The organism is Nostocoides vanveenii (assembly GCF_039531165.1).
In the GTDB taxonomy this organism is placed as follows: domain Bacteria; phylum Actinomycetota; class Actinomycetes; order Actinomycetales; family Dermatophilaceae; genus Nostocoides_A; species Nostocoides_A vanveenii.
This window is the reverse complement of sequence record NZ_BAAAPN010000107.1, coordinates 92,312-115,227: the sequence shown is the minus strand read 5'-3', so window position 1 is coordinate 115,227 and position 22,916 is coordinate 92,312. Positions and strand designations below refer to the sequence as shown.

At 62.5% G+C, this 22,916-nt stretch carries 29 protein-coding genes, 1 tRNA gene and 1 pseudogene; 12 read left to right on the top strand and 19 right to left on the bottom strand.

The window, feature by feature from the left end; all coding sequences use genetic code 11:
- Position 1 precedes the first annotated feature (1 nt).
- Both ABD209_RS19625 and upp read right to left on the bottom strand, forming a co-directional pair.
- Positions 2–172, bottom strand: coding sequence for a hypothetical protein (locus ABD209_RS19625; RefSeq protein ID WP_344069763.1), 171 nt, complete (start codon positions 170–172; stop codon positions 2–4).
- A 154-nt stretch (positions 173–326) separates the two neighbouring features.
- A complete protein-coding gene (upp, locus tag ABD209_RS19620) occupies positions 327–965 on the bottom strand; it encodes a uracil phosphoribosyltransferase (protein ID WP_344069760.1) in 639 nt (212 codons plus the stop codon).
- A 16-nt stretch (positions 966–981) separates the two neighbouring features.
- Here upp and ABD209_RS19615 point away from each other — a divergent pair, with 16 nt between their 5' ends.
- From ABD209_RS19615 to ABD209_RS19600, 4 genes are all read left to right on the top strand, one after another.
- Entirely contained in the window at positions 982–1,449 is a 468-nt protein-coding gene (locus ABD209_RS19615) for a nucleoside deaminase (protein ID WP_344069757.1), read from the top strand.
- A 13-nt stretch (positions 1,450–1,462) separates the two neighbouring features.
- A tRNA-Ser gene (locus ABD209_RS19610) sits at positions 1,463–1,552 on the top strand.
- Between the two features lie 124 nt (positions 1,553–1,676).
- Positions 1,677–1,886 (top strand): hypothetical protein, encoded by a 210-nt coding sequence (locus ABD209_RS19605; RefSeq protein ID WP_344069754.1) that lies wholly within the window; start codon positions 1,677–1,679, stop codon positions 1,884–1,886.
- Positions 1,887–1,961: 75 nt separating this feature from the next.
- On the top strand, positions 1,962–2,207 hold the full coding sequence (locus tag ABD209_RS19600; protein ID WP_344069751.1) for a hypothetical protein: 246 nt from the start codon (positions 1,962–1,964) through the stop codon (positions 2,205–2,207).
- A gap of 198 nt (positions 2,208–2,405) precedes the next feature.
- Here the strand turns inward: ABD209_RS19600 and ABD209_RS19970 are convergent.
- From ABD209_RS19970 to ABD209_RS19590, 3 genes and pseudogenes are all read right to left on the bottom strand, one after another.
- Positions 2,406–3,287: pseudogene (locus ABD209_RS19970) on the bottom strand (recombinase family protein); the annotation flags it as partial.
- Positions 3,284–3,757 carry a helix-turn-helix domain-containing protein gene (locus ABD209_RS19595; RefSeq protein WP_344069748.1) on the bottom strand — a complete coding sequence of 158 codons (474 nt, stop codon included), beginning with the start codon at positions 3,755–3,757 and terminating at the stop codon, positions 3,284–3,286. The gene ABD209_RS19595 and the pseudogene ABD209_RS19970, both read right to left, overlap by 4 nt.
- A 186-nt stretch (positions 3,758–3,943) precedes the next feature.
- The gene (locus ABD209_RS19590) at positions 3,944–4,231 is read right to left on the bottom strand and encodes a hypothetical protein (protein ID WP_344069745.1); all 288 of its coding nucleotides are present in this window, start codon (positions 4,229–4,231) and stop codon (positions 3,944–3,946) included.
- Between the two features lie 269 nt (positions 4,232–4,500).
- Here ABD209_RS19590 and ABD209_RS19585 point away from each other — a divergent pair, with 269 nt between their 5' ends.
- Positions 4,501–4,704 (top strand): hypothetical protein, encoded by a 204-nt coding sequence (locus ABD209_RS19585; protein WP_344069742.1) that lies wholly within the window; start codon positions 4,501–4,503, stop codon positions 4,702–4,704.
- On the opposite strand, the gene ABD209_RS19580 is transcribed toward ABD209_RS19585, so the two are convergent.
- From ABD209_RS19580 to ABD209_RS19540, 9 genes are all read right to left on the bottom strand, one after another.
- Positions 4,701–5,306: a hypothetical protein gene (locus ABD209_RS19580; RefSeq protein WP_344069740.1), complete on the bottom strand. Its 606-nt coding sequence runs from the start codon at positions 5,304–5,306 to the stop codon at positions 4,701–4,703. The two genes, ABD209_RS19585 and ABD209_RS19580, sit on opposite strands and share 4 nt — an antisense overlap.
- 181 nt (positions 5,307–5,487) lie before the next feature.
- Positions 5,488–6,132, bottom strand: coding sequence for an antirestriction protein ArdA (locus ABD209_RS19575; protein ID WP_344069738.1), 645 nt, complete (start codon positions 6,130–6,132; stop codon positions 5,488–5,490).
- Positions 6,129–6,668, bottom strand: coding sequence for a DNA-methyltransferase (locus tag ABD209_RS19570; protein ID WP_344069735.1), 540 nt, complete (start codon positions 6,666–6,668; stop codon positions 6,129–6,131). Before ABD209_RS19570 ends, ABD209_RS19575 begins: the two co-directional genes overlap by 4 nt.
- A 10-nt stretch (positions 6,669–6,678) precedes the next feature.
- Positions 6,679–7,062 (bottom strand): DNA methyltransferase, encoded by a 384-nt coding sequence (locus ABD209_RS19565; protein ID WP_344069732.1) that lies wholly within the window; start codon positions 7,060–7,062, stop codon positions 6,679–6,681.
- On the bottom strand, positions 7,059–7,787 hold the full coding sequence (locus ABD209_RS19560; protein ID WP_344069729.1) for a replication-relaxation family protein: 729 nt from the start codon (positions 7,785–7,787) through the stop codon (positions 7,059–7,061). The genes ABD209_RS19565 and ABD209_RS19560 overlap by 4 nt, the downstream gene beginning before the upstream one ends.
- A gap of 254 nt (positions 7,788–8,041) precedes the next feature.
- Positions 8,042–10,165 carry a type IV secretory system conjugative DNA transfer family protein gene (locus ABD209_RS19555; protein WP_344069726.1) on the bottom strand — a complete coding sequence of 708 codons (2,124 nt, stop codon included), beginning with the start codon at positions 10,163–10,165 and terminating at the stop codon, positions 8,042–8,044.
- A complete protein-coding gene (locus ABD209_RS19550) occupies positions 10,158–10,430 on the bottom strand; it encodes a hypothetical protein (protein ID WP_344069723.1) in 273 nt (90 codons plus the stop codon). Before ABD209_RS19550 ends, ABD209_RS19555 begins: the two co-directional genes overlap by 8 nt.
- 161 nt (positions 10,431–10,591) lie before the next feature.
- Positions 10,592–10,792 carry a hypothetical protein gene (locus tag ABD209_RS19545; RefSeq protein ID WP_344069720.1) on the bottom strand — a complete coding sequence of 67 codons (201 nt, stop codon included), beginning with the start codon at positions 10,790–10,792 and terminating at the stop codon, positions 10,592–10,594.
- Positions 10,789–11,436 carry a hypothetical protein gene (locus ABD209_RS19540; RefSeq protein WP_344069717.1) on the bottom strand — a complete coding sequence of 216 codons (648 nt, stop codon included), beginning with the start codon at positions 11,434–11,436 and terminating at the stop codon, positions 10,789–10,791. The genes ABD209_RS19545 and ABD209_RS19540 overlap by 4 nt, the downstream gene beginning before the upstream one ends.
- Positions 11,437–11,449: 13 nt before the next feature.
- On the opposite strand from ABD209_RS19540, the gene ABD209_RS19535 reads away from it, so the two are divergent.
- Positions 11,450–11,590, top strand: a complete 141-nt coding sequence (locus tag ABD209_RS19535; protein ID WP_344069714.1) for a hypothetical protein — start codon at positions 11,450–11,452, stop codon at positions 11,588–11,590.
- Positions 11,591–11,623: 33 nt separating this feature from the next.
- On the opposite strand, the gene ABD209_RS19530 is transcribed toward ABD209_RS19535, so the two are convergent.
- The gene (locus tag ABD209_RS19530) at positions 11,624–11,836 is read right to left on the bottom strand and encodes a hypothetical protein (protein ID WP_344069711.1); all 213 of its coding nucleotides are present in this window, start codon (positions 11,834–11,836) and stop codon (positions 11,624–11,626) included.
- Complete coding sequence (locus tag ABD209_RS19525) at positions 11,833–12,159, bottom strand: hypothetical protein (RefSeq protein ID WP_344069708.1); 327 nt, start codon at positions 12,157–12,159, stop codon at positions 11,833–11,835. The genes ABD209_RS19530 and ABD209_RS19525 overlap by 4 nt, the downstream gene beginning before the upstream one ends.
- A 196-nt stretch (positions 12,160–12,355) precedes the next feature.
- On the opposite strand from ABD209_RS19525, the gene ABD209_RS19520 reads away from it, so the two are divergent.
- From ABD209_RS19520 to ABD209_RS19960, 3 genes are all read left to right on the top strand, one after another.
- On the top strand, positions 12,356–12,700 hold the full coding sequence (locus ABD209_RS19520; RefSeq protein ID WP_344069705.1) for a site-specific integrase: 345 nt from the start codon (positions 12,356–12,358) through the stop codon (positions 12,698–12,700).
- A gap of 1 nt (position 12,701) precedes the next feature.
- Complete coding sequence (locus ABD209_RS19965) at positions 12,702–13,337, top strand: class I SAM-dependent methyltransferase (protein WP_425564744.1); 636 nt, start codon at positions 12,702–12,704, stop codon at positions 13,335–13,337.
- An 889-nt stretch (positions 13,338–14,226) separates the two neighbouring features.
- Positions 14,227–15,108, top strand: a complete 882-nt coding sequence (locus ABD209_RS19960) for a phosphotransferase (RefSeq protein WP_425564743.1) — start codon at positions 14,227–14,229, stop codon at positions 15,106–15,108.
- 3 nt (positions 15,109–15,111) lie between these two features.
- Here ABD209_RS19960 and ABD209_RS19515 read toward each other — a convergent pair whose 3' ends face one another.
- Genes ABD209_RS19515 through ABD209_RS19505 form a run of 3 tightly spaced genes read right to left on the bottom strand, consistent with a single transcriptional unit; the run spans position 15,112 to position 18,347 of the window.
- On the bottom strand, positions 15,112–16,374 hold the full coding sequence (locus ABD209_RS19515; protein ID WP_344069702.1) for a hypothetical protein: 1,263 nt from the start codon (positions 16,372–16,374) through the stop codon (positions 15,112–15,114).
- Positions 16,371–17,009 (bottom strand): YdcF family protein, encoded by a 639-nt coding sequence (locus tag ABD209_RS19510; RefSeq protein ID WP_344069700.1) that lies wholly within the window; start codon positions 17,007–17,009, stop codon positions 16,371–16,373. The genes ABD209_RS19515 and ABD209_RS19510 overlap by 4 nt, the downstream gene beginning before the upstream one ends.
- A gap of 60 nt (positions 17,010–17,069) precedes the next feature.
- Positions 17,070–18,347 carry a DNA-methyltransferase gene (locus ABD209_RS19505; protein WP_344069698.1) on the bottom strand — a complete coding sequence of 426 codons (1,278 nt, stop codon included), beginning with the start codon at positions 18,345–18,347 and terminating at the stop codon, positions 17,070–17,072.
- Positions 18,348–18,669: 322 nt separating this feature from the next.
- On the opposite strand from ABD209_RS19505, the gene ABD209_RS19500 reads away from it, so the two are divergent.
- From ABD209_RS19500 to ABD209_RS19490, 3 genes are read left to right on the top strand one after another with little or no spacing between them, the layout of a single operon-like run.
- Positions 18,670–20,328, top strand: coding sequence for a hypothetical protein (locus ABD209_RS19500; RefSeq protein ID WP_344069695.1), 1,659 nt, complete (start codon positions 18,670–18,672; stop codon positions 20,326–20,328).
- Positions 20,329–20,375: 47 nt separating this feature from the next.
- Positions 20,376–21,743 (top strand): hypothetical protein, encoded by a 1,368-nt coding sequence (locus ABD209_RS19495; protein ID WP_344069693.1) that lies wholly within the window; start codon positions 20,376–20,378, stop codon positions 21,741–21,743.
- A 41-nt stretch (positions 21,744–21,784) separates the two neighbouring features.
- Positions 21,785–22,837: a DUF3644 domain-containing protein gene (locus ABD209_RS19490; RefSeq protein WP_344069690.1), complete on the top strand. Its 1,053-nt coding sequence runs from the start codon at positions 21,785–21,787 to the stop codon at positions 22,835–22,837.
- Positions 22,838–22,916 lie beyond the last annotated feature (79 nt).

Sequence of the window (22,916 nt, the reverse complement as noted above, 5' to 3'; positions counted from 1 at the left end):
GTCAGTTGCGGCGCAGCAGGGCGTCGAAGAAGTCGAAGATGTTCTGGACGCCATTGCGCACGACATCCCAGGCCGAGTCCACGATGTCAGCGGCATCGCTCGGCGAGGTCAAAATGGCATAGAGCAAGAAGATGACGATCAGCCACAGCACGATCTTCTTGATCGGGGGCATGGAAATCTCGCTTCCTCCTTGGCGCGACGGGGGCCGATCGCGCACACGCAATGACTGTCACCCGTGTGGCAGATGTGGCCAGTGTGCCGGATGGGGTGCCTGTTGCGGTAATCCTTGGGCTTTCGACGGTCGAAATCGTTACCCGGCGCGGGGGTTAGACGACGCCATACAAGCGGTCGCCGGCGTCGCCAAGGCCGGGGACGATATAGCCGTGCTCGTTGAGTTGCTCATCGATGGCGCCGACGACGAGAGTGACCGGAGGGAGCACGCCCGCCATCTCGCGCTCCAAGCGGGCGATGCCCTCGGGGGCGGCGAGGAGGCAGACGGCCGTGATGTCGTCGGCACCCCGCTCGATGAGGAAGCGCAGCGCGTCGGCCATCGACCCACCGGTGGCGAGCATCGGGTCGAGGGCATAGACCTGACGCCCTGACAGGTCGGCGGGCAGCCGATTCGCATAGGTCGTGATCGCGAGGGTCTCCTCGTCGCGCTGCATACCCAAGAAGCCAACCTCGGCGCTCGGGAGCAGCCGGACCATGCCTTCGAGCATTCCGAGTCCGGCGCGCAGGATCGGCACGATCAGCGGCTTGGGGTTGGACAGTTTGATGCCGGTCGTCGGCGCGACCGGCGTCTCGATCTCGAACGGCTCGACGCGCACATCCCGGGTCGCCTCATAGGCCAATAGCGTCATCAACTCCTCGGCCAACCGCCGGAAGGTGGGGGAGTCGGTGCGCTTGTCGCGCAGGTAGGTCAGCTTGTGGTCGATCAGGGGATGATCCGGGTGGACGACGCGCATAGGCGAAACTTATCGCGTGGTCCCGCAGCGCGAGCAGTATGACGAGTGGATGGGTCACGCCCTCAGCGCCGCCAAGGCGGCGCTCGCCACGGGCGACGTGCCCGTGGGAGCCGTGGTCGTGGACCCCGCCGGCCAGGTGATCGGCGTCGGCTGGAATGCCCGGGAGGCCGAAGGGGACCCGACAGCGCACGCGGAGGTGGTGGCGCTGCGGGCGGCCGCACGGCATACCGGCTCTTGGCGATTGACCGACTGCACGCTGGTCGTCAGCCTCGAGCCCTGCCCAATGTGCGCGGGCGCCCTCATGCTCGCCCGGATCGGGCGGGTGGTCCTTGGCGCATGGGATCCCAAGGCGGGTGCCTGTGGCTCGGTCTGGGATATCCCGCGCGACCGCCGCGCGACCCACCGGTGCGAGATTGTCGGGGGTGTGCGTGCCGCCGAGGGTTCCGCGCTGCTGCTCGATTTCTTCGCCGAGCACCGCCTCTAGTAGCCTGCTCGGCGGTGGCGTGTCCGAGCGGCCTAAGGAGCGCGCCTCGAAAGCGCGTGTGGGGGTGACTCCACCCAGGGTTCGAATCCCTGCGCCACCGCCAGAAGTGTCCTACTCGAACCCGAGGGGTGGTTGCCCCTCATGGCCACGAGTACGTCACTGAGGTTAGGAGCAGCGCCTCGGGCCTGCGTAGCGGTATCGCTGCGTCGGCCCGGGGCGCTGTTTTCATGCGTGGGAGCATTCTCGGCGCTCTCGCCGTGCAGTCGTGCAGCATTCAGGATCTCGCGTACCGGCTCCTTGAGTTCCTCGCCTCGCACGCCCTGCTCGTTGACGTAGAGCTTGTGGAAGAAGGCGTCGTTCAGGAGGCCGCGGGCATGGTCAGTGGCGCCTCGGTAGAGCTCCTCGACGTCGTGGATCAGGTGCAGGTGCTCTTTTAGCCTCTCGGCTCCGACCGCCAGCGCAGCGCCGCTGGTGTTGCGGTCGGTTTCGATGCGGGCGCGGTCTTCTCGCAGTTGGTTCAGACGGGCGCGGATCTTTTCCTGTGGCAGGCCTTGCTCGGCAAGGTCGATGAGTCGCTCTTCTCGGGTGTCGAGTTCGGACAGCCGAGCGATGAGCGTGCCGTGGAGTTCGCGCAGCGTGGATTGTTCTTCGCGCAGGGCTTCGGAGATGGCGTTCGTGACGGTGCCGATGAAGTCCTCAGGCAAGCGGAGGGTGCCGTAGTGGCGGACGACGTAGTCCTCGACGAGTGCGACGGGTAGGTGTGGCAGGTCGCACTCGCCCTTCTGTCGTCCGATGCAGACGTAGTATTGGTACTGGGTGCCTCCGCCGCCGCGGTTGACGCTGTAGATCAGCTTGTTGCGTCGTCCGGCTTGGTGGCAGCGGTCGCAGTAGAGTTGCTTCTTTAGGTAGTGGAAGTGGGTGCGGTCGCGCCGGGTCGGGGCTGAGCGCTCCTGGTAGACGTCTTGGACGAGGGCGAATAGCTCGGGCGTGACGAGCGGCTCATGCCGCCCCTTGAAGGTCTCGCCCTTGTAGCGGATGAGCCCGATGTAATACGGGTCGCACAGTATGCGGTGCCAGGTGGAGTCGGTGACGACCTTGGCGTCTGGATGCCGTCTGGTCACCCGAGTGCGGAGCCCTCTGTCTGCCATGGTCTCGGCCAGTCGCTGCACTGAGTAGTTGCCGCTGGCGTAGAGCTCGAAGCCTTGCCGGACAAGGTCAGCGCGTTCGGGGTCGAAGGCGATGGAGCTGACTCTGCGGCCCTCGAACTCCTCCTTGACGTTGAGGTAGCCGAGTTTGGCTTGCCCGATGGTGCCGCCGAGCTTGGCCTTGTGGGCCAGCTTGCGGGCGATGTCCTCACCTTCGGAGGCAGATCGGTATTGGTTGATTGCCGCCAGAATGCCGCGGGTCATCTGCCCGGCTGGTGAGTCGTCAATGTTCTCGGTGGCTGACACGAGCGCCACGCCAGCGGCATCCATCTGGATCATGACGAGGGCATCGTCGATGCGATTCCGGTTGAGCCGGGACAGTTGGTAGACCATGACGACGTCGACGTCCCGGTCGCGGCTGATCCGCTGCATCATCTCTTGGTAGGCAGGTCGTCCTTGGACGTTGGTGCCGGAGCGTCCCAGCTCGACGTACTCATCAACGATGGTCAGTCCGTCACGTGCGGCCTTGGTCTGGCAGATGGCCCGCTGAGCCGGCACCGACAGGCCCTCGGGGTCGTAGTCGGTTTCGACCTGAGACTTGCTGGAGACGCGAAGGTAGAGCACCGTGCGGGTGCCCGGTGCGCTGTCTACGCGGCCCACTGCCTTCGACTCTGCATTGCTGTCGCTGCTCATGACGCTCCTCCTTCCTGTTCGTTCTCACCCTCGGCCTCTTCGACCGTCACTGGTAATGGCGCCAGACGTGGCCCATCCCACGTGGCGCTGCCGGTAGTCATGAGGCCGTCCAGGAGGTTCGTGATGCTCCTCAGTGCCTCAGGTGGCAGTTCCATCAGGCGGGTGACGAGTTCGGGCTCCAGCAGTGGAATCTGTTCCGGCGGATACCCGGCCGCTTGGTAGAGCTGGTAGAGCGGAACTTCCAGCGGCCCGGCCAGCGCGGCAATATGTCCCACGTTGATATTCCCCTTGACCTGGTCAGTCTCAAGCTTGTGGAGCTGACCAAGGGCGATTCCAGCTGACTTGGCAAGCGTCGCCATCGTCAGACCTCTCGCTGTTCGCGCGTTGCGCAGAAATGACCCAAATGATTCTGGCTGCTGACTGCTAGCGTTATTCTGGACTTCTTGCTTCTTGGTTTTCAAGTTTCTCACCGTTCCCATTATACGGACATTTCCACGATTGTGAAGAGGAATATGAGTGGGTGGGATGAATTTCTCTATCTGTTTGTCTAGCGGGTCTATTTCTCTTGAGTTGCGGTGGGAACCGGCGCGTAACAGTGCGCCGGTTCCCACCGTGGGTGGAAGGGTTGTCGGTGTCGTCCGCGACTTGCGGATCGGTCACCGCTTGGCGCTACGGCCCGGGCGGGCGGTAGCGGCCGATGGGCTCGACGTGGTGGTCGAGCCGATGAGGGCGGCGAGGGCCTGGCGTTGCTGAGCAGCTTCCTTCTCGATCTCAGCAGTCAGTTCCTGGGCCTTGGCCGTGATCGCAGGATCACTGGCCAGGGCGGTCAGGTGCTGCTCGATGGCGGTGCGGATGGTGTCCGTCACCGTCGTGCCTGCGAGCTTGGACAGCATGGTCAGCCGCGTGTGCAGATCCTCGTCCAACCGGATGGCGAGCGTCTTCATGGTGCTCCCTACTCCTTCCTGAGGGTGTTTGCCCAGATGCGGGCATCCAGCCACCTCCTCGGGGTGGTGCAGCCGCCGAACCCGAAGTGGGTTCGAGGGGCGGCTGCAGGCTCCCGAGGAAGTGAAACTATGTTCGAAATGACACGCGTGTCATTCGTCTCCCTGTTGACACCGTGACGTAGACTCGTTCAGTTCCCAAGGCGGTGCCCTTGACACGTTGTCCTAGGATGTGCTATGTGCGATAATCATGAGCAGGAGGACAACTGAATATGCGTAATGAGAAGGACTTTGGCCGCTACGTTGCGCCTAGCGAGGCGTCACGGACCGAGTTGGACAAGTTTGGCATTGATCGGCAAGGGCAGGATCGTGTCTATGAGGCCTTGGCGAAAGCTGCCGAGAAGTTGGCGGCTACGCAGGAGTGGCGCGAAAACCTCGATTTTCATCCGATCGCTGTTGGCCCGAATAGCGATTAGACCTCAACCACTTCAACGTCGCTGATGCATGACTCATCGAAAACTATGAGTTGCACGTGGTCGTGAATGTCGAACCACGACTTCTTGTCGCCGACCTGATAGAGCGCACCCCCAGGGGGGTACACGCCCTTAGGGATCTCCCCAAATCTGGCCGGCACGGCCGCCTGCAGCGATGCATATGGCTTCCCGCCGGAGGTTCTTAAAACCTTCATCGCCTGCCGAATCACCATACTGTCAAGGCCTCGCCGTATTTGGTCTTGAGCGACCTCCGGCCAGACGGACTCAGGGACGGTATCAAGGTAGGCCGGGGCGAAGTCTTTGAGAAGCTCACGGTACTCGATCAGGAGGAGGTCGAAGCACTCCCGCATGTCGATGGTCGCTCGAATGACCACGGGGCTGCCGTCGATACCCTTGGCTCTGTCTCGCCGAACCTTTTGAAGTGCGTAGCCAAGGGCGAACTTGGGGTCCCGCGGCACAAAGTAGATGCCGTTGTCGCCAAGCCAGTGCCCACCGCCTATGGTCTTCTGGAGGCCGCTCGTGGCGATCGAGTCGAGGACTGACGACGTCGTACCATGGAAGGCGTAGATGGAGTCGGTAGGCATGGACTGCCACCTCCTTCACTCAGGCGGACCCCTTGTGACCAAAGGTTACAAGGGTGTAGTTACTGAGTACAAGGTACCGCCCATTGTCAACTAACCACTACATGTAGTGGCTCTCGGCGTGTCGCGCCACAATATGTTGCGCTGTTCAGATGTCAAGGTTCTGCAAGTCAGCTACTAGTTGTCAGAGTCGACCGTCGAAAACCCACACCCCTCCCGCCGGGTCATGGCAGACGGCGATGTCGCCGCTGATCCAGCAGTCCTGTGCCCAGGCGCCGGTGTCGAGTTGGACGTAGCGCGCGAGGTCACCGACCTTCTCTTCGAGGAGTCGGTCGATCTCCTCTCGCGTGCCCATGTCGTCAAGCACGGACTCGGCCCAGGCTTCAGTGGAGTCGAAGTACCCGAGGTAGGCGTCCTCGAAGCCGTCCAGCATGTCGGGGTCAGCGTCGTGGAGGTCGGCCCAGGCGGCGAAGGCGGGTCCATGCTGGGCGATGCCGCGCGCCACGCGGGCGACGACGGTGAGGTCTTCGTATTCGCCCGGTTTCCAGCCGTGGAAGTTGTCGTAGTCGAAGATGGCCCATTCCTCAGCCGGCGGATTGTGGCTTTTGGCCACGATGGTCTTCGCCGCCTCGATGAGTGTCTGGTCGTCGACTGCCGCGTCCACCCAGTCACCGGTGAGGATGCCGGCGTTGTAGTCCGCCAAGCTTCCGATCCAGACCCTCGGTCGCTGGGTGATGAGCGCTTCGCGGCTGGCCTCGTGCTCTGCACCCGACTTCTCCGGATGCTCGTTGTGCTGTTCAAGTTCGTTGTGGGTGTTGTGTTCACTCATGTCACCTCCTTTCGGTTCAGTCGTGCGTGTCCGGCGGCGCGTACCGCCGCTAGTCGGGCTTCGGCTTGCTGGATGAAGTCCGGGTTTAGTTCGATGCCGATCCACCGCCTGCCTTCGGCTTCGGCCACCAGTGCGGTTGTGCCAGCGCCCATGAAGGGGTCGAGCACGATGCCGCCGGGCGGGCAACCAGCGCGGATGATGCGCCTTACCAACCTCTCTGGGTAGGTGGCGAAGTGGGCGCCGCGAAAGTGAGCAGTGGCCATCTGCCAGACATCGCCGGGGTTCTTGCCGAGCGGATGGCCGACCATCCCGCGGGCCTTGAGGGCGCGCAGACCATCGTCACCGTCGCTGTTCGGCCCCAGCGCTGGTGTCCCGGCGGCGTATTTGCCCGGCCGCGGTTCACGCCGTCGCTGAGGTGGTCGGCTGCGGTGGGGTTCGCGGATGGCGTCAAGGTCGAAGTAGTAGCGCGGGCCGCGAGTCAGCAGGTAGAGGTACTCGTGCGTGGTGGAGAGCCGGTCAGTGACGCTCGATGGCATCGGGTTGGTCTTAGCCCAGATGGACCTTGTTGCGGATCGTCCAGCCGTCCTCCACCAGTGCCAGCAGCAGCCGTTCGGGTGCACCCAGCAGCGACTTCGGCGGCGCGCCCTCTCTCGCATGCGTGCTGTAGGTATCGCCAAGGTTGAGCCAGAACGTCCCAGTCGGCTTCAACACGCGGGCCATTGCCTGCGTGACGGCCCGTAGCTCCTCAACCCACTGGTCGACGTGTCCTTCAAGCCCGAGTTGTCCCGGCACGCCGTAGTCGCGCAGCCGGAAGTACGGCGGGCTCGTGACAACGCAGTCCACGCTCCCCGCAGGCAGGTCACCGAGGCGCTCGACGGCGTCACCTTGCAGGATCTGCCCTGTCGGCAGAGCGTCCGCGGCCGCGCTCATACCCCACCTCCGGCCAGCACCTGGGTGATCGTCTCGGGCGTGGCATACCGGTAGAGGGAGTTGGTCAGCCGCCCAGAGCGGCGCACCGCCGCCTTGAGGCGGTCCGCCCGCTCGGGACTGAGGAACAGCCACAGCACGAGCGGAAAGCCGCCGGAGCGCGCCTGCTCGACGCCGCTCTTCAGGTACTGCTCGTATTGCTCACACTTCCCGAGCAGCGTGGGGAGTGACTCGGTACCCAGGTCGACTTCGATGAAGTAGCGGTCGACGAAGTCGCTGCTGGTGATCTCAGCAAACAGATCGGGCTGCAGCCAGCGTGGTTCTCCGGTAGGGCCTTGGTAGCGCCGCCATGAGGCGGGTTCGACCTCGACTGCTACCTGCTCGATCGCCTCAATGCGCTGGTGCTGCTGGAGTAGGACGTGGACGTCCGCCACCGCTAACTGGTGACGGAGGAAGCGGTCACTGGGCGGACCGCTCCGTCGACGCTTCTCTTCCCCGTAGACCAGACGACTACCGGCGGGAGCGAGCTGCCAGATGGTGGCCTGCGACCCGGCGTGCACGCCGCCGATCCGCCGTTCGAGAGCCCGCACCAGGCCGTCGCCCTCCAGCCGTGCCAGCACCCGACGGGTGGTGCGTGAGGCCGAGGCGTCGCTAGCGTGCTCGGCGAAGCAGAAGCCTTGCAGCTGGTGGGTTGTCAGGTAGCGGTGCTCGGCGACGCGGCGCAGCACGAGTTCATCCCGTTCGGACAGGTTCGTGGCGAGGCGTGCCAGGGCGCGGCGGCTGACCCGGCGCCCTCCCACGCCCGAGCGGACTGAGGGAGTGGAAACGGACGAAGTATTCGGCTCCCTTGGCGCGGGAAACTCGTCCCTGACCTGCAAGGACACTTCGTCGTTACTCGAGGTGACCGGCAGACCGAGCGGTAGCCCCTGACCCGGGACATAGGCGTCGCCGACTCGCCGTTGCCAGAGCGGTTCCGGCGCACTCATGCGGCACCTCCGCATTGTCCCGTTGCCCGGCGGGTCCGACCGAAGGTTGGCTCAGTCGCGGCATCGGCGCTGTAGCCGGCCACGCGGTAGAGCTCGGCTTCGACTTCGGCAACCAGGCGCCCGTAGCGCGTCCGTGAGGCCGTCCGGATGGCCGCCGCGTCGGGGCTCGCTCGGGGTAGCGGCTCGGTGGACAGGCTGCACCAGGGCGTCCGGTCGCCGCCGACCAGCAGCGAGGCGTAGGCCGTGAAAGCGGGCAACTCTTGGAAGTCCCGGGCCGTCAAGACCCCACCAGTGGTCGCGGCGATCTCCTTGGCATCAGCTGGGGCTAGCTGGAAGCAAATGCGCGAACGGGCCAGCGACAGCAGGGCCGCCTTCACGCTCGGCGGGACTTGACTCAGGCTCTGATGAGCCACGGTGAAGGCCAACCCGAGGCCGCGGGCTCGGCTCATGACGTCGGAGAGGTCGCCGAGTCGGACGACGTCCTGAAACTCATCGATGTAGAGCATCCCCGGGTGTCGTGCCGAGGCTGGGAGCCGTGTCCGGGACTGCGCGGCTTGCCAGATAAGCGCCAGCAGCACCGACCCGAGTAGCCTGGCGCCCTCCGGGCCGAGTTCGGCCGATCCGAGGTTGACCAGCAGGATGGGCCGCTTGCTGGGCTCGGTGAACAGGTCGCTGAGCGCAAACCTGGGTGTGGTCTGTCCGAACATCGCGCGTAGTCCCGGGCGCAGGGACAGCAGCGGGTCGAGCTTGTTGCGGATCGGGGCGACCACCTGGGTGCGCTCGGCATCGGAGATGGCTTCGAACCATGCCCAGACCGCACCAAGTCCCAGTGGGTCGGCAGTACTGACCTTGCCTGTGATGCTGCGACGGAACCGTGGGCTGGTGAACAGCAGCGGCAGCATCGACAGCGAGCAGTCACCAGCCCGAGCGAGGGTGAGCAGTCCGGCGTGAAGCAAGTCGCTGCTGCGTGGCCCCAATGCTTCCCCGTACAGGCCCCGGAAGACGCCGTAGAGGATATCGGCTTGTCGCTCGGGCTCGCCGCGGAAGGCGTCGATGCCGACCGGTGCCTCGTCGGTCGGGTCGATCCAGACCACGTCGTCGTGCCGGGATGGGTCCAGCCGCGACGCGAAGTCCGTCAGCGTGTCGCCCTTGCCGTCGATGAGGACGACGGCGCGCCCGGCGGCGGCATCGGCCAGCGCTAGCCGGGTGATGAGCACGGACTTGCCGACTCCCATCGGGCCCATGACGTGGGTGACGCGCTTGGCTTCCTCGACTCCTTGTGCCAGCGCTCGGCTTCGCTCCAGTGTCGATACCCCCAGCAGTCGGCCACGGTCAGGGATGCGGGCATCGACGGGTAGGAGTCGTGGGTGCGGTGAGGGCACGCCGGGTAGCACCGTCTCGGGCTTGGCGGCGATGGGCCAGCCGAGGATGCTGACCACTTCACTGACGCCCAGTTCCAGCGGCCAGAACAGTGGATCGCGGGCCTCGTCGATAGCCCGCAGACTGCTGCGTTTGAGGTGCAGCGCCAGCCCGGGCACTTCGAGGCAGCGCAAACTGGCAGCGGTCGTGCTAACCAGTCTCTTGGCTCGGGCCGGATCCTCCGCGGTCGCACCGATCCGCAGTTCACACGAGAACCGATGCTCGCCGTACTTGGCCGTCAGACGGGTCCGCTCTGACGCCGCCACCTCACCCAGTTGTCGCGGGCGATGCCGTGGGCCGAGCACAACCTGCAGCCTCACCACCTCATCGGCCCGAGCCCCGCTGAGCGCGCCTAGCACGCTGCGAGCCACCGACTCGGTCGCGGTCACGTCGAGCGCGACGCGGCGATGCCCCGGTAGCCGCACCGCCGCCGCGAGCGTAGAAGACGGCCCCTGTCCGCTGACTTCTTGTCCCCGTAGTTCCGGCATCTGATGCGTCATGGCGGCGACAGCCCGGCGAGCGGTCGCGCTTTCGGCACCCACGCGCCAGGTCACCTGGCTTTTGCTACCGCAGGCTTCGAGCACCAGTCGTGGTTGACCGGGCAGTCCTGCCAACGTGCTGATGGCCGCCCTCGCGGCTTCGACCGTGATCGGTGCCGGCAGATCGAGCCGCGTCCAGACGAACGGGCCGCGCCTATTCATGGGCGTCCTCGCCGCGTGATATCTGCCGCGCATCGCTGTCACCGCGCTTGGTGTCACGCGATTCTTCGGCCTCGTGCTCTGCCATGGCCATCGCGATGATGGCCCGCGCAATCTTGCGTACATCGGGCGTCTCGCGTTGCTCGGAACGGATGGTCAGCCGCCGCTCCTGCGCCCGGGTGTATCTGGGCGGGCGCTTGCGCGCTGCCCTCCTGGCACTGCGGTAGGGCGCATTCTTGTCGTTGTCATTGTCGTCAGGTGTGGGCATGGCTCACCTCCTTTCCTCGCATGAATTGGTTGGCCGACTCCAGCACTTTCACAATTGTGAAATCGCGAATCGTGGCGCTGACTATGAATTCACGATTGTGAAAAGTCAATACAGGTTGTGTATTCCACAACAGCGACCGGCAGGCATCCATCTCCGAGAGCTCACCACCCTCGGTAACGGCTGGAAAGGAGCCGCCAGACGGCGGCGATGACCGCCGCCACGGCCAGGTCGATGCACAGGAACAGCCAGATCGACCGCACGATGGACACCGCCCCGTAGAGCGCCATGGCAGCCAGGAGCGCCAGGAGACACCAGCCGAACAGCCGGCCCACCCACGAGCCCGGGTCTTCCTGCCCGCTCACCGGTCGGCCCCATCTTCGTTGGGTCGCGTGGTCACGAGGGCGGTGCTGTCCTCGTTCAGGCCGGGGATTCGCCGCAGCTCAGCGAGCAAACCGAGCCCAACGCCGTGCCGGGCGTAGGTCAGGACGAAGGCTTCCTGGTTGAACGGGAACCGGCCACCGAGGGCCTGCATGAGTACCTGCCCGACATGGTCGGCTTCGAGTAGGCGGTAGCCGAGACTGCCCGGCGCGAACCCCGCCAGCTCGGCCTGCGCCAGATGCCAGGTGGCGAGCTCCAGCTCATCTGCCAGCGCGAAGGACAGCCCGAGCCGGACATGGGAGACGTCGTGCCAGAACCGGAAGGCGATGTTGTCTTCCGGCTTCAGGAAGACCGAGTCCTCGTTGTTCAGGCTGGAGATAGGCAACGGCTGACCGGTCGCCTGGCTGGCGGCATAGGCCCCGCGCAACTGTTGGTAGGTTGACGGCGCATCGGGGATAGCGATCCAGCCGAAGCCGACGTCGGCGGCCGTCGCCTTGGCCGTCCGACGGACGAACTTGGCGACCTCGACCCGCGCCAGCATGGTTTGCACGGCGTCGCACGACAGCGCCGAGTCACGGTCGACCTCGGTCGAGTCGTCGTGGTTGTCGGGTGGGAATGGAAATGACATCGTGGGAGCGGACATGACTGCCTCGCCCTCCTTCCTGGATTCGAAGAAGTGCTGTGAAGAGGTGCTGCTGCGAATGCGGTTGGTGTGCTCTGCGGACTCGTCCACCCGGGCCGGTCAGGAAGCGAAGGCGGTAGCCGCCGCTCTTCGCTCCTGACCGGCCACCTGATGACGGGCTCAGTCGCGGTGTCTACGAGCCGTCGAAGCGCCGACGTGACGCCTCGTACAGCTCGTTGAGCGCCGCATGCGTGTGCATCTGGATCCGCGCCTCGGCTTGGGCCTGCTCGGCGAAGACCTGACGACGCTTGGCGTCTGCCCGGGCCGCCGTCAGCGAACCGGAAAGAACCAGCCACGCCAGCGCCGCCAGAACGACGACGGCGAGCACGACGAGGAAGGCGGTCACGACGGCAACCGACGCGAGAAGCTCGCCACCTCGCCCGCCAGCACCATGGTGTGAGCGTTGGCGATGTGCCGAATCCGGCCAGCCGCGTGGGGCACGGCCTCGGCCAGCTGCGCCTCGGCCTGCGCCACCAGAGCAACGCCCTGCATGGCGCGCGACGTCACCTGGTCGAGCGCGTCGAGCCGCGCCTGTTGGACGTGGACCGCGGCCACGACACGGACGGTGGCCAGTTCAGCACCACCGACGATCCGCCCGATAGCTCGACCCTGACGAGACAGCGGTGACGACACCGCGCCACCGCCGGTGTAGGGCTGGAGTTGGGACATACCCACTCCTCCGATCTCGCCCTGCCGGAGTCCCGTGTGGGAGCTCTGAGAACAGCGAAGGCGACATCATCGACGGTAAATCTGCAGGTCAGCGCCAGAAAAGCATGAGCGTGATAGCAGCAGCCTGGCCACCGGACCGGCATCTTGTGGCAAAGAACCGATGCGCGAGGGCGGGTGCAGGCGCTAACCTCGCGCTATGGCCTCCAGCGCGCTCCGCTACCCGGAGAACACGATGGAGTTCGCGCCGACCTACCCCCACGACATCCCTGCGCACTGGCAGCGCTTCTTCGACCTGCGCGAGGAGCTACTGCTCGACTACGGCTACAACACCGCACGGGCCTACTGGGCCGACCTCCAGGACTGGTTTGAGTGGGCGGTGGCGCGCGACAAGGACGTGCTGGCGCTCACTGAGCGAGAGGAGAAGCAGTACTACTCGCTGCTGAGGCGGCGAGGGTATAGCGAGAGCACGATTCGCAGACGAAAGACCTCGCTCGCCAAGATGAGAAGCTCGCATAGCCCGTTCGCAAATCCTAAGAAATGACATGACGTACTCAAGAATGCACGCGTTGGCGTACCAAGAACTTCGCCCCGGCTATCCAGACCTGACGATGTCGTGGATTCGGGCCCAATTTCAGACCGGCGCACCTAACATTCTCGAAGTCGGATGCGGGCCTGGCAATTTCACTATTGACGCCACAGCCAAACTCGCACCATGGCGGAGCTATCACGCCATCGACGCAAGCCCCGCCATGATCGAAAGAATTAGGGCTCGCTGCCCCGCCTCCACTCCGACGCTCGGAAGAGCCGAAGCTCTTCCAATTGAGCCCGGCTCGGTCGACGTGCTCATTTGCCCGAGCTCATTCCATCAGTTCGACCAGCCGAAAGCGCTAGCCGAGTTCAGGCGGGTACTAGTGGCACGAGGATCTCTGTTGCTCTTATGGAACCAGGTGGGCCATTCACTTGCTTCAAGCGTCACTTCTGCAAGAACAACTGCGATTCGCAACGTTGCGCAAGATGCGAGCTGGTTCTACAGAGGCGAGCTTCACGTCACCTTCACACACCATCTGCCAGATTCCGACTTGCACCTATCTGATACATGTTTACGAAGTCTCCCTCCAGGACCAGTGCAGACCGTGGAGTACACGTCCAGGGCATATTCCTTTGAGAGTGAAGTATGAGAGTAGAGCCACATCTTGAACTACCCCGACACCGTCCCCACCGGGGTGGACCAATAGCTAACACGCTCGGCGCTCAGGTCATTCGCACCCTCGTTGGCCACTCGCTATCCGGCGATGGACGCGCGGAGCCGGCATCCCGGCATCAATCCTCCCTGCGTGAACTGGGGTACGCAATCCTGCCGAACGTTCTCAGCGAAAGTGCCTCTGATCGCATTCAGCAGTACATCCGCCGAATTGAGCGAACGCTCGATAGTCCACGAAGAACCTCCGTCCGAATAGACACCACGAAACTACCATTCTCGCCTGATCACACTCCTCTCGGAGAGCTCTTGGAATCAGCGCAGATCGAAGACTTGACGCGCTGGTTCTTCGGGCGCCACGTCGGGCAACCACCGAACTGCGCTCTTTGGATACAACGACACGAAGCAGATCCAGAAAGCGAATTGCCCGACTCGGTCCGCGTGCTAGGGGACTTGGGACAAGAATTGGACTCATGGTTCACACGGGACCGCCAGGACCAGTGGCATGCAGATCTTTCTCGCCCCATTCTAAAGTTCTTCTACTATCCATTTGGGTCGACCGAGTCGAACATGTCCCTGCAATATTTGGCAAGATCACATAAGCTGTCCGCTGTCAAGTTGAGAGAAGAATATCAGTCGAGTATCAGGTCTTCGAAGCGGCGCAAGGCAGCGAAGTCCGATCGAAGCGTCCGAGTCTGCGCGAATCCCTCGCTACTTGAGGCCGCGTTCGACGTTGTCACCTTCAATGAGCTTGATCCAGGCACACTGGTAGCCTTGAATACGGCCGGTTACCACCGGAGACACGCAATTCAAGGTGCGCAGAGGACCATGATGATACTCAGCCACAAGTATTCTGTTGGGCCCCTTTTATGGAAGCGCTAGAGGTTATTGGCAACTTCGCTTGCGAGGCATGGGATATTGGTTCGCCTACTTCGGTGATTGACTTCGCTGGCTCTGTAGATAGAAGCGTTCGAATTTCGACCACTTCTGGCGACTACTTTCTGCGCATTTGGAACCCCGCAAGACACACAGATCGCGCCGTTAGGGCCAGAGTGGCGGCGGTACGGCATCTTGCATGGCCCAGAGTCGAGCTCGTAGTATCCAAGAATGCGGAAGAGGTGGTCCAGGGGCCACAAAACCGGCCAACAACGTTAACGAGGGCTGGCGGAGGCACATGGGCCCCCATTGGACCTGTCCTTACGCCAGGGTCTGATCCAATCTCCAGCTTGTCGACAAGGGTCCACTTCAAGTCGGTTCCAGTAGTTGATTTGCCTGAGTGGAGACTCGAATATTTCGACACCGTGTACTCCGCATCACGGCATCTCTTGCCACGCGAGTACAAGCTTCTGGAAGAAGCTCTAGACACACTCTGGGCCGGCGCGGTTACGCCGATAGTCGCGCATGGCGATCTGTCTCCGGGAAACCTACTGCGTGACGCGTTCGGCATCCGGGTGTGTGATTTCGGCCATGTGGGCCTGGCTCCTCTTGGCCTAGAAATAGGAAATTGGTGCGCAGCCTGGTTAATACGATTCTTTCCTGGTGCCGAGTCTGGCAATGTAGGACAAGTGGCGAGAGCAAAGACGCAAGAACTAGCTGCTGCCTTCGGATTGCCCGCCGACGAGGTTCTCGCCGGAGCCGCGGTTAGAATCGCGAGGGGCATCGCAATGATGCGAAACTATTCGCATGTGACGAACTCTGGAGAGTCCTATTTGAAAAGACTGAGGCGGATGCTGCCGGCGATTGCAGAGTGAACATCATGCCCGCCATGGGTCCACGTCCTTGATTTTGCTTTTCCAGAGCTCTTCACCCCAGTCCCGCCTGATTGCATCCAGTCTCATGGTGTGTTCGGGCGTAAGAGTCGCATACAGCGGATCTCCGCGCCCGTCTGATAGTTGCTTGGTGTTGCACTCGATCAGCGCGATCAGACTCAAGGCAAGTGAAACCTCCGTAGATCTATTACTGGCATCGAGCGCTCTAATAGTCCGTGAAAGAAGGTTCAGCGGTTCGACTCTTCCGTATGGCGTGATGTCCTTGTATTCGAGAGAGATCCGGGCTATCGCTGTTAACGCGACGGAGCCAATAGCTTCCGTGCCATGTCGCGCTGCCAAGCAAGCGGCAAACTTGGCAATGTTGTATTCTGCGCTGTGACGTCCAACGTCTAGAGATCCCCAATCCCTCTTCAGGTTTCGGGCTAGGCGGACCACGTAGTGGAGTGCGTGCACCGCCACGGCAAGTTGGTCGTCCTGCGGGAACCTAATTCTGGAGCGAATCTTTGCTCGGATTCGCCAATCGGCCGACGCGAGTGAATCTGATGGCCATGGCGCATCGAGGATCTTCGCAACGCGCTCAAATAGTAGGCTGAGCAAATTTCCGAGAAGTAGCCGGTCCTTCGCGAGTATCGCCTGCTGCACGAGCTCATGGAAGGCCCGTAAGGGATCATGTCTTGAATAGTCAAGACCATCACTACGCAGGGAAATGGTGACCTGCCCGGTCTCCCCTCGCAAGATGTCAACAAGACCGTATCGAGCAACTGTGTTAGCGTTTAAGTCTTGAAGAATTTTCTTGGCGGCCGTATCGGGCCGCATATTCTCGTAGGCAAGCATCGATATCGGGACCGCAGACCAGGTGACGAAGAGGCACCCGACAAGAGCGATACAGGCTAGGCGGCCACTCCACATCATGTCGCTGCTGCGGATGGCCAGGCCAAGGATCGATGCGGTCAACGTTATAACTAGCGCAGCGACTACTGTCGGAAATGTTTGGTCCCGGTAGAGAATTCTCAATCCAGCGTTTCCTAGGCCCGAGGGTCGCACTTGTGCGGTTATGAAGAAGATCAGTCCCAAGAGACCGCCGAGTGTTGTAGCTAGCGTGATGGCTGAAGCGAATACTGTCGCGCTTTGAGTTTCAGTAAATTGGGGAATGTGCGATGGTGGAAGTGTAATCGCAGCAACGATCAGGCCCGTTGTGAGCACGGAGAAGATGACATTGCCCCAGCGGCGCACGTTGACGTGCTTCACTGGCTCAGCATCGCTCTGACTGCTTCCGCGGCTGCTGTGACGCTTCTAGGTATATCTGTGGCGGCTATATAGCCTGCCTCAGCGTAGTCAGTTAGCCTGGTGAGCTCATCGAGGAGGCGTTGAGCAAAATCCTCTTGGCTGCGATCGAGCATTTTGGATGGAGTGCCTACGGGAGGGAGCGGCAAGGTTTGGACTTGCGGACACTGTTGTTGGAATGTGAGCATCGCGCGGCGTGCAAGAAAGGCCTTGCATACGATCGCAACTCGCGTGGTTGGAATATTGAGATTGCGCAGCATCGCCATCCCAAAAGCAACGTTTTGTCCGGTGTTTCTCGCTGACCTTTCTACAAATATGGATTGTGCGGGGACGCCTTCCTTGACCATCTCGTCGGCGAAGACTTCTGCTTCTGACTTGGTGTACACGCCTGCGGTTAAAGGCCCGGATGACCCTGTAACCAGGCACACCGGCGCAACCCCCAGCTTGAACAGCTCCGTAGCCCGTTGAGGTATCTCGTTGCCCAAACCACCGAAGACGAAAATGACATCTGCCTTGGCGACATCTGCCTGGGTAGCCAGGAATTCCCATATTGGCTGAAGAATTGCGTCAAAGTCGTTCGGATCTGCGGGTATTTTCATCTGCCCTCCTATTATATCCTAGCTCAGGCGTTCGCGTTCATGGTCGAGTCTGACCTCCTATTAGCCGACATCCGTCATAGGGAACCGTTGTGTTCCACGAGTATCGGGAGCGGGACTAGAGTCACTACCGAAGCGACTTGCTGTGATCGCATTAATCCGCTCCTCAGATGTGGCAATGTATGCTGGTGATACATCGATGCCGACAAAGCGCCTATCGGTGCATCGTGCTACTACTCCCGAGTTCCCACTTCCAACGAATGGGTCAAGAACTACATCACCTGGGGAGGTTGTAAGAGCGATACACCGCCCTGGGAGCGCCATCGGGAACTGAGCACCGTGCCCGCCGCCCCCGGCGGAGGTGGGCATCACCCAGACGTCGGTTAACTTGTCCGGCTCGTAGCCGACAGCGCGCCCACCCAAGGAGGGCTGCACGCGCCGGTAGGCGGTTTTGTCGAACTTGGGAGTCCGTGTTGGCGAAAGATGAAGGATGTATTCCAGTCCGCGGCTTACTCGCGAGTTCTGCGGTTCAGGAAGACTGCTCTGCTTGGCCCAAGTGATCACGCTCTTCACGTGGTAGCCAATTCGGCTGGCGCGCTCGGCAACCCGTGCCGGGATCATCGACTGCTCGCCATCCTTTAGGTACGAGTGTCCGGCACTGTGCCGCCGCGCCTCATGCTCGGACCACTTGCGGTCATCGTGCCCCTGCATGGCGCGCAGCGCCTCAACCGCGGAGCCTCTGATTTGAGTGCGCGTGTTGTAAGTGTCCATGAGGTTCCACCAGACTGAGGCGTCCGGAGTCAGCACACGCTGGAGCTGCCACAGAATCTGAACCGTATGCCTAATGAACCCTTCAGGTGTCTGCTCATGTCCGTAGATGCTGGTCTCTCCATCTGCCCAGGTCACAGGGGTGGAGTCGTCATAGATTCGCATGCCCCAGTACGGCGTTGAGGTCACCACGCACTGAACTGTTCTGGACTCGATGCGTGAGAGGGCATCGGTGACGCTCTGTGTGATGAGAACATGGGTCTCGACCGAAATCGGGTCGTGGTGATCGTTCACCTCGTCCTTGCGAAGGCAGAGGAAGTCCAAGACCTGTGACCGCTTGACAAAGGTCTCGGCGTAAGCATCCTGATCCAGCAGCAGGAGGACGTCGTTCGTCGAAAGTGCGCCTCGGTGACCGACGACCTTGCGGATGAACGTCACAGACATGCCCACCAGAGGGGCAACGTCGTTCACCTCGAAGGTCTCCTGCCGATCTGCCCACGCGTCGCGATCGAGGGCGGCGACGGGTGTCTGAGGCTTGATGTCTGGCAGAGGCACGGGTGTGCGCTTGGGCATGGGCGAGTCACTTCCGTCGTTTGTCATACCTTGGCACGGGAGAGGGTGCCAGTGGGCACCGACACTCAGTCTCCGTGCATGCCAGCGTTCGGAGCGCTGTCGGTCTGGCTGCCTACACTCGTGGCATGAGGCATCTGGCAGCAGACATCACGTATCGGGGGGAAGGCCAGTGACAGCCCGGTGCTCCGAGACGTCCCTTGAGTCTGCGCTACGCCAGCTCAGCCTGCATGCTGGGAGCAACAAGTACCGTGCCAACTGGCTGTCGACCTACCTCGCCGCCAAGCGGGCAGAGGCAGCCGGCCACGGTCTCACCATTGCGGGCGTGAACCAGAGCGTGGAGGATCTGTTCGCTCTCATCCCCGAGCATCCGAAGGGACGCATCAACCCCTTCATCGATCTCAGTTCTAAGGTGCGCTGGCTGAAGGTCAAGGACTCTGGCCGCAGTACTGTCTGGAACACGGGGACGCGCGACCAAAGCCAAACTGCGCTGTTCAACCCCAGCTCCACCAACAACGGGCGTGGCTACTTCGGTGAGGGGTTGTTGCCCGACGCTGCCGAAATAGCCGTCCAGCACCTCGATCAGGACACGACCGAAGATCCTTTGCCTGGCCGGGACGCGCTTGCCGTGCTGGTGACGCGCAACCACGAGTGGGACGCGGAGCCGAGTCGAGATGAGCTGCATGCAGCCGCGCGGGACTTCCTCGGAATGACGCCGGATGAGTTCAACACGATCACGGCAGATGTCGAACTCGCCGTGCCGGTGCTCGGCTCCCCTGAGTGGTCACCTTCGCTCTTGATGGCTTCAGAACTGGGGCCCCCGGAGACCACCTTGACGGAACGCGGTAGCCAGGTCGCGCAGGAACCCGACATCACCGTCGAAGACGTTGAACAACTCCCTGAGCAGTTCCGCAGTTTTCTCAATCACCATGGCATTGCGACCGAGTCCGACGAGGAAATGGTCGACCTGCTAGCGGCCGCCCTATCCTCGCAGCTGATCATCATGGCCGGGCCGAGCGGTAGCGGCAAGTCGCTCATGGCCTCGGCGCTCGCCGCGTTCTTTGCGCCGCCGGACCGCCGTGCCCGCCTCGACTCGTCCCGCCTGCTGGCCAAGCGTGAGGAGTTTTTCGGCTACTTCTCGCACCTGGCCGACAAGACGTTCCAGGTGTTGGAGCCGCTCCAGCTGTTGCTCGACGTCGCGGTGGCTGACGGAACGACGTCGCCGATGGTGGCTGTCGAGGAAGCCAACCTATCCCCGATCGAGGGCTACCTGTCTCCGCTGGTGCATGGCCTCGGCGGACTGGAAGCCAAGACGCTGGCGATCCCGCTCCATAACCAGGTCGGGAGCGTGAAGCAGCAGTCGGAACAGGAGGTCCCGAGAGTACTGGAGCTCGGTCCCTACCCGCGGTTCTTTGCGACGATTAACGTGGATGCGGACTCACCGGCTCCGGCGCGCAAGGTGGTTTCGCGTGCATGCGTCATCCTCATGGAGGCCCCGAGCTTCGACACTGCGCTTGCCGCTGCAGACACCCTTGTACACCCGCCAGTTGAGGAGGGCACCGGGCCAGCGGCGGCGCTTATAGGGAGACCAACCCTAGCCTTCGATCGCTACAGCGAGACCGGGAGTGACGTCTTCCAGCAGGCACTAAAGGAGCGGGCGGTCATCCTCCGCAGCGTGCTCGGTTCCGACGTTATCGCCCACCGGCCGCTGCAGCGCAGTCTCATCTACATGTCGTGGTATGCCGAGCTGCTCGGCGTGACAGAGCCGGAATTGGGTAATCCCGTAGTCGAGGCAGCGGCAGACAACGCCCTGCTGCACTTCGTGCTGCCCGCGCTGTCGGCCAAGGAGTTCGGCAGCGCCCTGTCTGTGTTCAAGTCGGAACAACGCAGCGGCCTGCTCGCCCCTAGACTGGCACGCCTTGAGCAGGTCACGAGGGCGCAGCAGTTCGGACCACCGCCCGACTTCTGGGGTGCGTTGACCTGAGCAAGATTCGCTACGTTCGAGGTGGACGTGAGGTTGCGGAGCGGGCCTTGGCAGGACGCATACTCACGCCGCTTTTGCCCTATGGGTTGGTACTCGAACCCATTGGCGACGATTTCGTCATCTACGAGCCGCCTGAGCGGGCGCTAGCGGGCACCCTCACACTGCCAGAGGTCGTCGACCGTGACATCGAGTTCGCCGAACTGACGATCCCCTCCAATGGTCGCTTCACTCAGGAAGACCTACGGCTGCTGTGGGAGGCGGGCGCCGAACTGAGCTCCTGGCGGCAGGCGCGCATGGCCATTGCGCGGGTTGCAGGAACTTTCGGTGCGCCCGAAGTCATGGGAGCGGTCGAAACGCTGCGGGATTGGCAATCGCTGACCGCCTGCGCCAACGCTGCGGGCATGCTGCTGTCCTCGTGGCCGACTGTGCTGGATCGGCAACGGACATGGTTACCGGTGGGGGTGATCGGGGGCGTCGAGGATCTCATGGGGACCGAGCGGTCTGCTGAAGCCCGAGGCGCGGTGCACGAGCGCGACGATCAGATGCTGGTATCGCAAAGCGCACGTTGGCGCGGTGCTCGGCGCAATTTGACCTCAGTCACGGTCTCAACCTTGGCCACGACAGTTATTGACGTCGTTCGGTCCAGCCTTCCTGAGGATCAGGTTGGACTGCTTCGGCCCGTCTTCGATCCTATCGCGACGGTGGCGCGCGTGGCCACTGCGCCGGCCGGCTCCCGAGATCCCGACCCTTCGTCCTGGCCCACGCCGTTCGTCGCCTTCGCTGCGGCCTGTATGCGGACGCTAGCGGAGCTGCAGTCCACTCGGCGCGGAACCGGCGTGGTGCCGTTCCTCGATACCGACGAGCTCTATGAGGCATGGTTGGCCATCACAGTACGACGCGTGCTCGACGCCCGGTTCGGGCCTTGGACTGTTTCGGAGTCTGGCGCGTCGGCGACTTGGGAGTCGGACGAGGCGATCATCGCGCTGTGGATCAAACCAGTGATCGCCCGAAGCGGCACGGACATTGCCGGGGTGCGCTTGCATGCCCTCGTAGCCGAGACATTGGCCCCAGACCTGTTGCTGACCGTTACGCGAGGCGACGTCGCTGCCTTTGCCGTGATCGACGCCAAGTCTTGGGCATCGATTCTCCCCGAACAAGTGCTAGAGGAGAGCGCCAAGTACCTCTACGGCATTCGACGTTCGGACGATCCGACATGCGTTCCTGCAGTAGCCGGAGTCGATCTTGTGACTTGCGCCGTCGCACCGCGGATCGGGACGTCCGAAGTCTCGCGGGTGCGGGTGGTAAGTGCCACACCGACCAGCGGGCTGAACGGGCTGAAGGATTGCATTGGCGAGGTCACCGACCAACTCCTTGCCTCGCTCGAAGAGCGTGAGCACATGGCATCCGAGTTCTGAGGCGCGGAGAAATGCCTCGGCCGCCTCGTTGGACACCGACATTGGACGCAGCACGCCGCGAAGCAACGCTGGCTGTCCGGCTCTTCAATGATCCGATCGAGCCTCGATCGTTCGAGGCTTTCGTCGTCCACATGCACGTCGCCTGGCTGTACCTTCTGCACGCTCGTTTCGTCCGAGACGGGATCGAGTTCCGCTACCGGCGACGCAACAACCCTCGGCAATTCGAAAGGGTTGATGGCGAGTACAAACGCTGGGAGTTGGCAAGGTGTGCCGAGGAGCGTTGGTCAGACGCCGACGATCCGGTGCGGCGAAACCTTGAGTTCTTCATCGCTCTGCGTAATCGGATTGAGCACCGCCATGACCACACTGATCGTCAGCTTTCGGAAGCGGTTAGTGGGCACGCTCAGGCGCTGCTCCTCAACTTCGAGCACGAACTGACCTCGACGTTCGGGAACCAGTACTCGCTTGCCACGGTTCTTCGATTCCCAGTATTCATTGGAAGCTTTACGCCTGAAGGTGAACGAGCCTTGATCGCGTTGCGCGATCGGCTTCCCGCCGCACTCAAGCGCTTCATTGCCGAGTACCACTCAGGTCTCCCCGAGTCCGTCAGCGACGACGACCGGTTTGAGCTTCGACTTAACGTTGTCCTGCAGGTCTCGAAGGCACCTGAAGCTCTTGCAATCAAATTCACACGTTGGGACGACATGAGCCCGGAAGAAAGGGTTGCAGCCGAACTGCTCGGCAAGAGTGGTCGGACCATCGTGCGAGAGCAGCAGCGACGAGTGGTGGGCCACGGCCTCCTGAAGCCCGGCGAGGCACAGCAGAAGGTTGCGGAGGCGGTGCCCTACGTGTTCACCAGCCATCACTTCCTACGAGCATGGCAAATCAAGGGGATACGGCCGCCAAAGGGCGATCTGCACCCTGAGCGGACCGACGAAAAGTACTCCGTTTACGACGCGCTGAGCCGCTCCTATGGATACACCGAGGCGTGGGTCAAGTGGCTCGTAAAGAGTTGCTCGACCGAGGATGGGTTTCGCGCCGTGACGGGAAGAGATCCGGCTTATAAAGGTCGTCGGAGCGTTGATGATCAATAGACTTCGTAGAGCGGAATGGGGCACCGCTGGAGTGCCCCATTCATTACCTGGGTGGGTCAGACTCGAACTGACCATGCTC

Coding starts and splice junctions, on each gene's coding strand:
- ABD209_RS19960 (WP_425564743.1), top strand. CDS start 14,227: ATGGAAGCGCTAGAGGTTATTGGCAACTTCGCTTGCGAGGCATGGGAT.
- ABD209_RS19555 (WP_344069726.1), bottom strand. CDS start 10,165: ATGAATAGGCGCGGCCCGTTCGTCTGGACGCGGCTCGATCTGCCGGCA.
- ABD209_RS19575 (WP_344069738.1), bottom strand. CDS start 6,132: ATGAGTGAACACAACACCCACAACGAACTTGAACAGCACAACGAGCAT.
- upp (WP_344069760.1), bottom strand. CDS start 965: ATGCGCGTCGTCCACCCGGATCATCCCCTGATCGACCACAAGCTGACC.
- ABD209_RS19565 (WP_344069732.1), bottom strand. CDS start 7,062: ATGAGCGCGGCCGCGGACGCTCTGCCGACAGGGCAGATCCTGCAAGGT.
- ABD209_RS19540 (WP_344069717.1), bottom strand. CDS start 11,436: ATGTCATTTCCATTCCCACCCGACAACCACGACGACTCGACCGAGGTC.
- ABD209_RS19590 (WP_344069745.1), bottom strand. CDS start 4,231: ATGAAGACGCTCGCCATCCGGTTGGACGAGGATCTGCACACGCGGCTG.
- ABD209_RS19585 (WP_344069742.1), top strand. CDS start 4,501: ATGCGTAATGAGAAGGACTTTGGCCGCTACGTTGCGCCTAGCGAGGCG.
- ABD209_RS19625 (WP_344069763.1), bottom strand. CDS start 172: ATGCCCCCGATCAAGAAGATCGTGCTGTGGCTGATCGTCATCTTCTTG.
- ABD209_RS19570 (WP_344069735.1), bottom strand. CDS start 6,668: ATGCCATCGAGCGTCACTGACCGGCTCTCCACCACGCACGAGTACCTC.
- ABD209_RS19505 (WP_344069698.1), bottom strand. CDS start 18,347: ATGCCCAAGCGCACACCCGTGCCTCTGCCAGACATCAAGCCTCAGACA.
- ABD209_RS19550 (WP_344069723.1), bottom strand. CDS start 10,430: ATGCCCACACCTGACGACAATGACAACGACAAGAATGCGCCCTACCGC.
- ABD209_RS19520 (WP_344069705.1), top strand. CDS start 12,356: ATGGCCTCCAGCGCGCTCCGCTACCCGGAGAACACGATGGAGTTCGCG.
- ABD209_RS19535 (WP_344069714.1), top strand. CDS start 11,450: ATGACTGCCTCGCCCTCCTTCCTGGATTCGAAGAAGTGCTGTGAAGAG.
- ABD209_RS19580 (WP_344069740.1), bottom strand. CDS start 5,306: ATGCCTACCGACTCCATCTACGCCTTCCATGGTACGACGTCGTCAGTC.
- ABD209_RS19965 (WP_425564744.1), top strand. CDS start 12,702: ATGACGTACTCAAGAATGCACGCGTTGGCGTACCAAGAACTTCGCCCC.
- ABD209_RS19605 (WP_344069754.1), top strand. CDS start 1,677: ATGCGTGGGAGCATTCTCGGCGCTCTCGCCGTGCAGTCGTGCAGCATT.
- ABD209_RS19510 (WP_344069700.1), bottom strand. CDS start 17,009: ATGAAAATACCCGCAGATCCGAACGACTTTGACGCAATTCTTCAGCCA.
- ABD209_RS19525 (WP_344069708.1), bottom strand. CDS start 12,159: ATGTCCCAACTCCAGCCCTACACCGGCGGTGGCGCGGTGTCGTCACCG.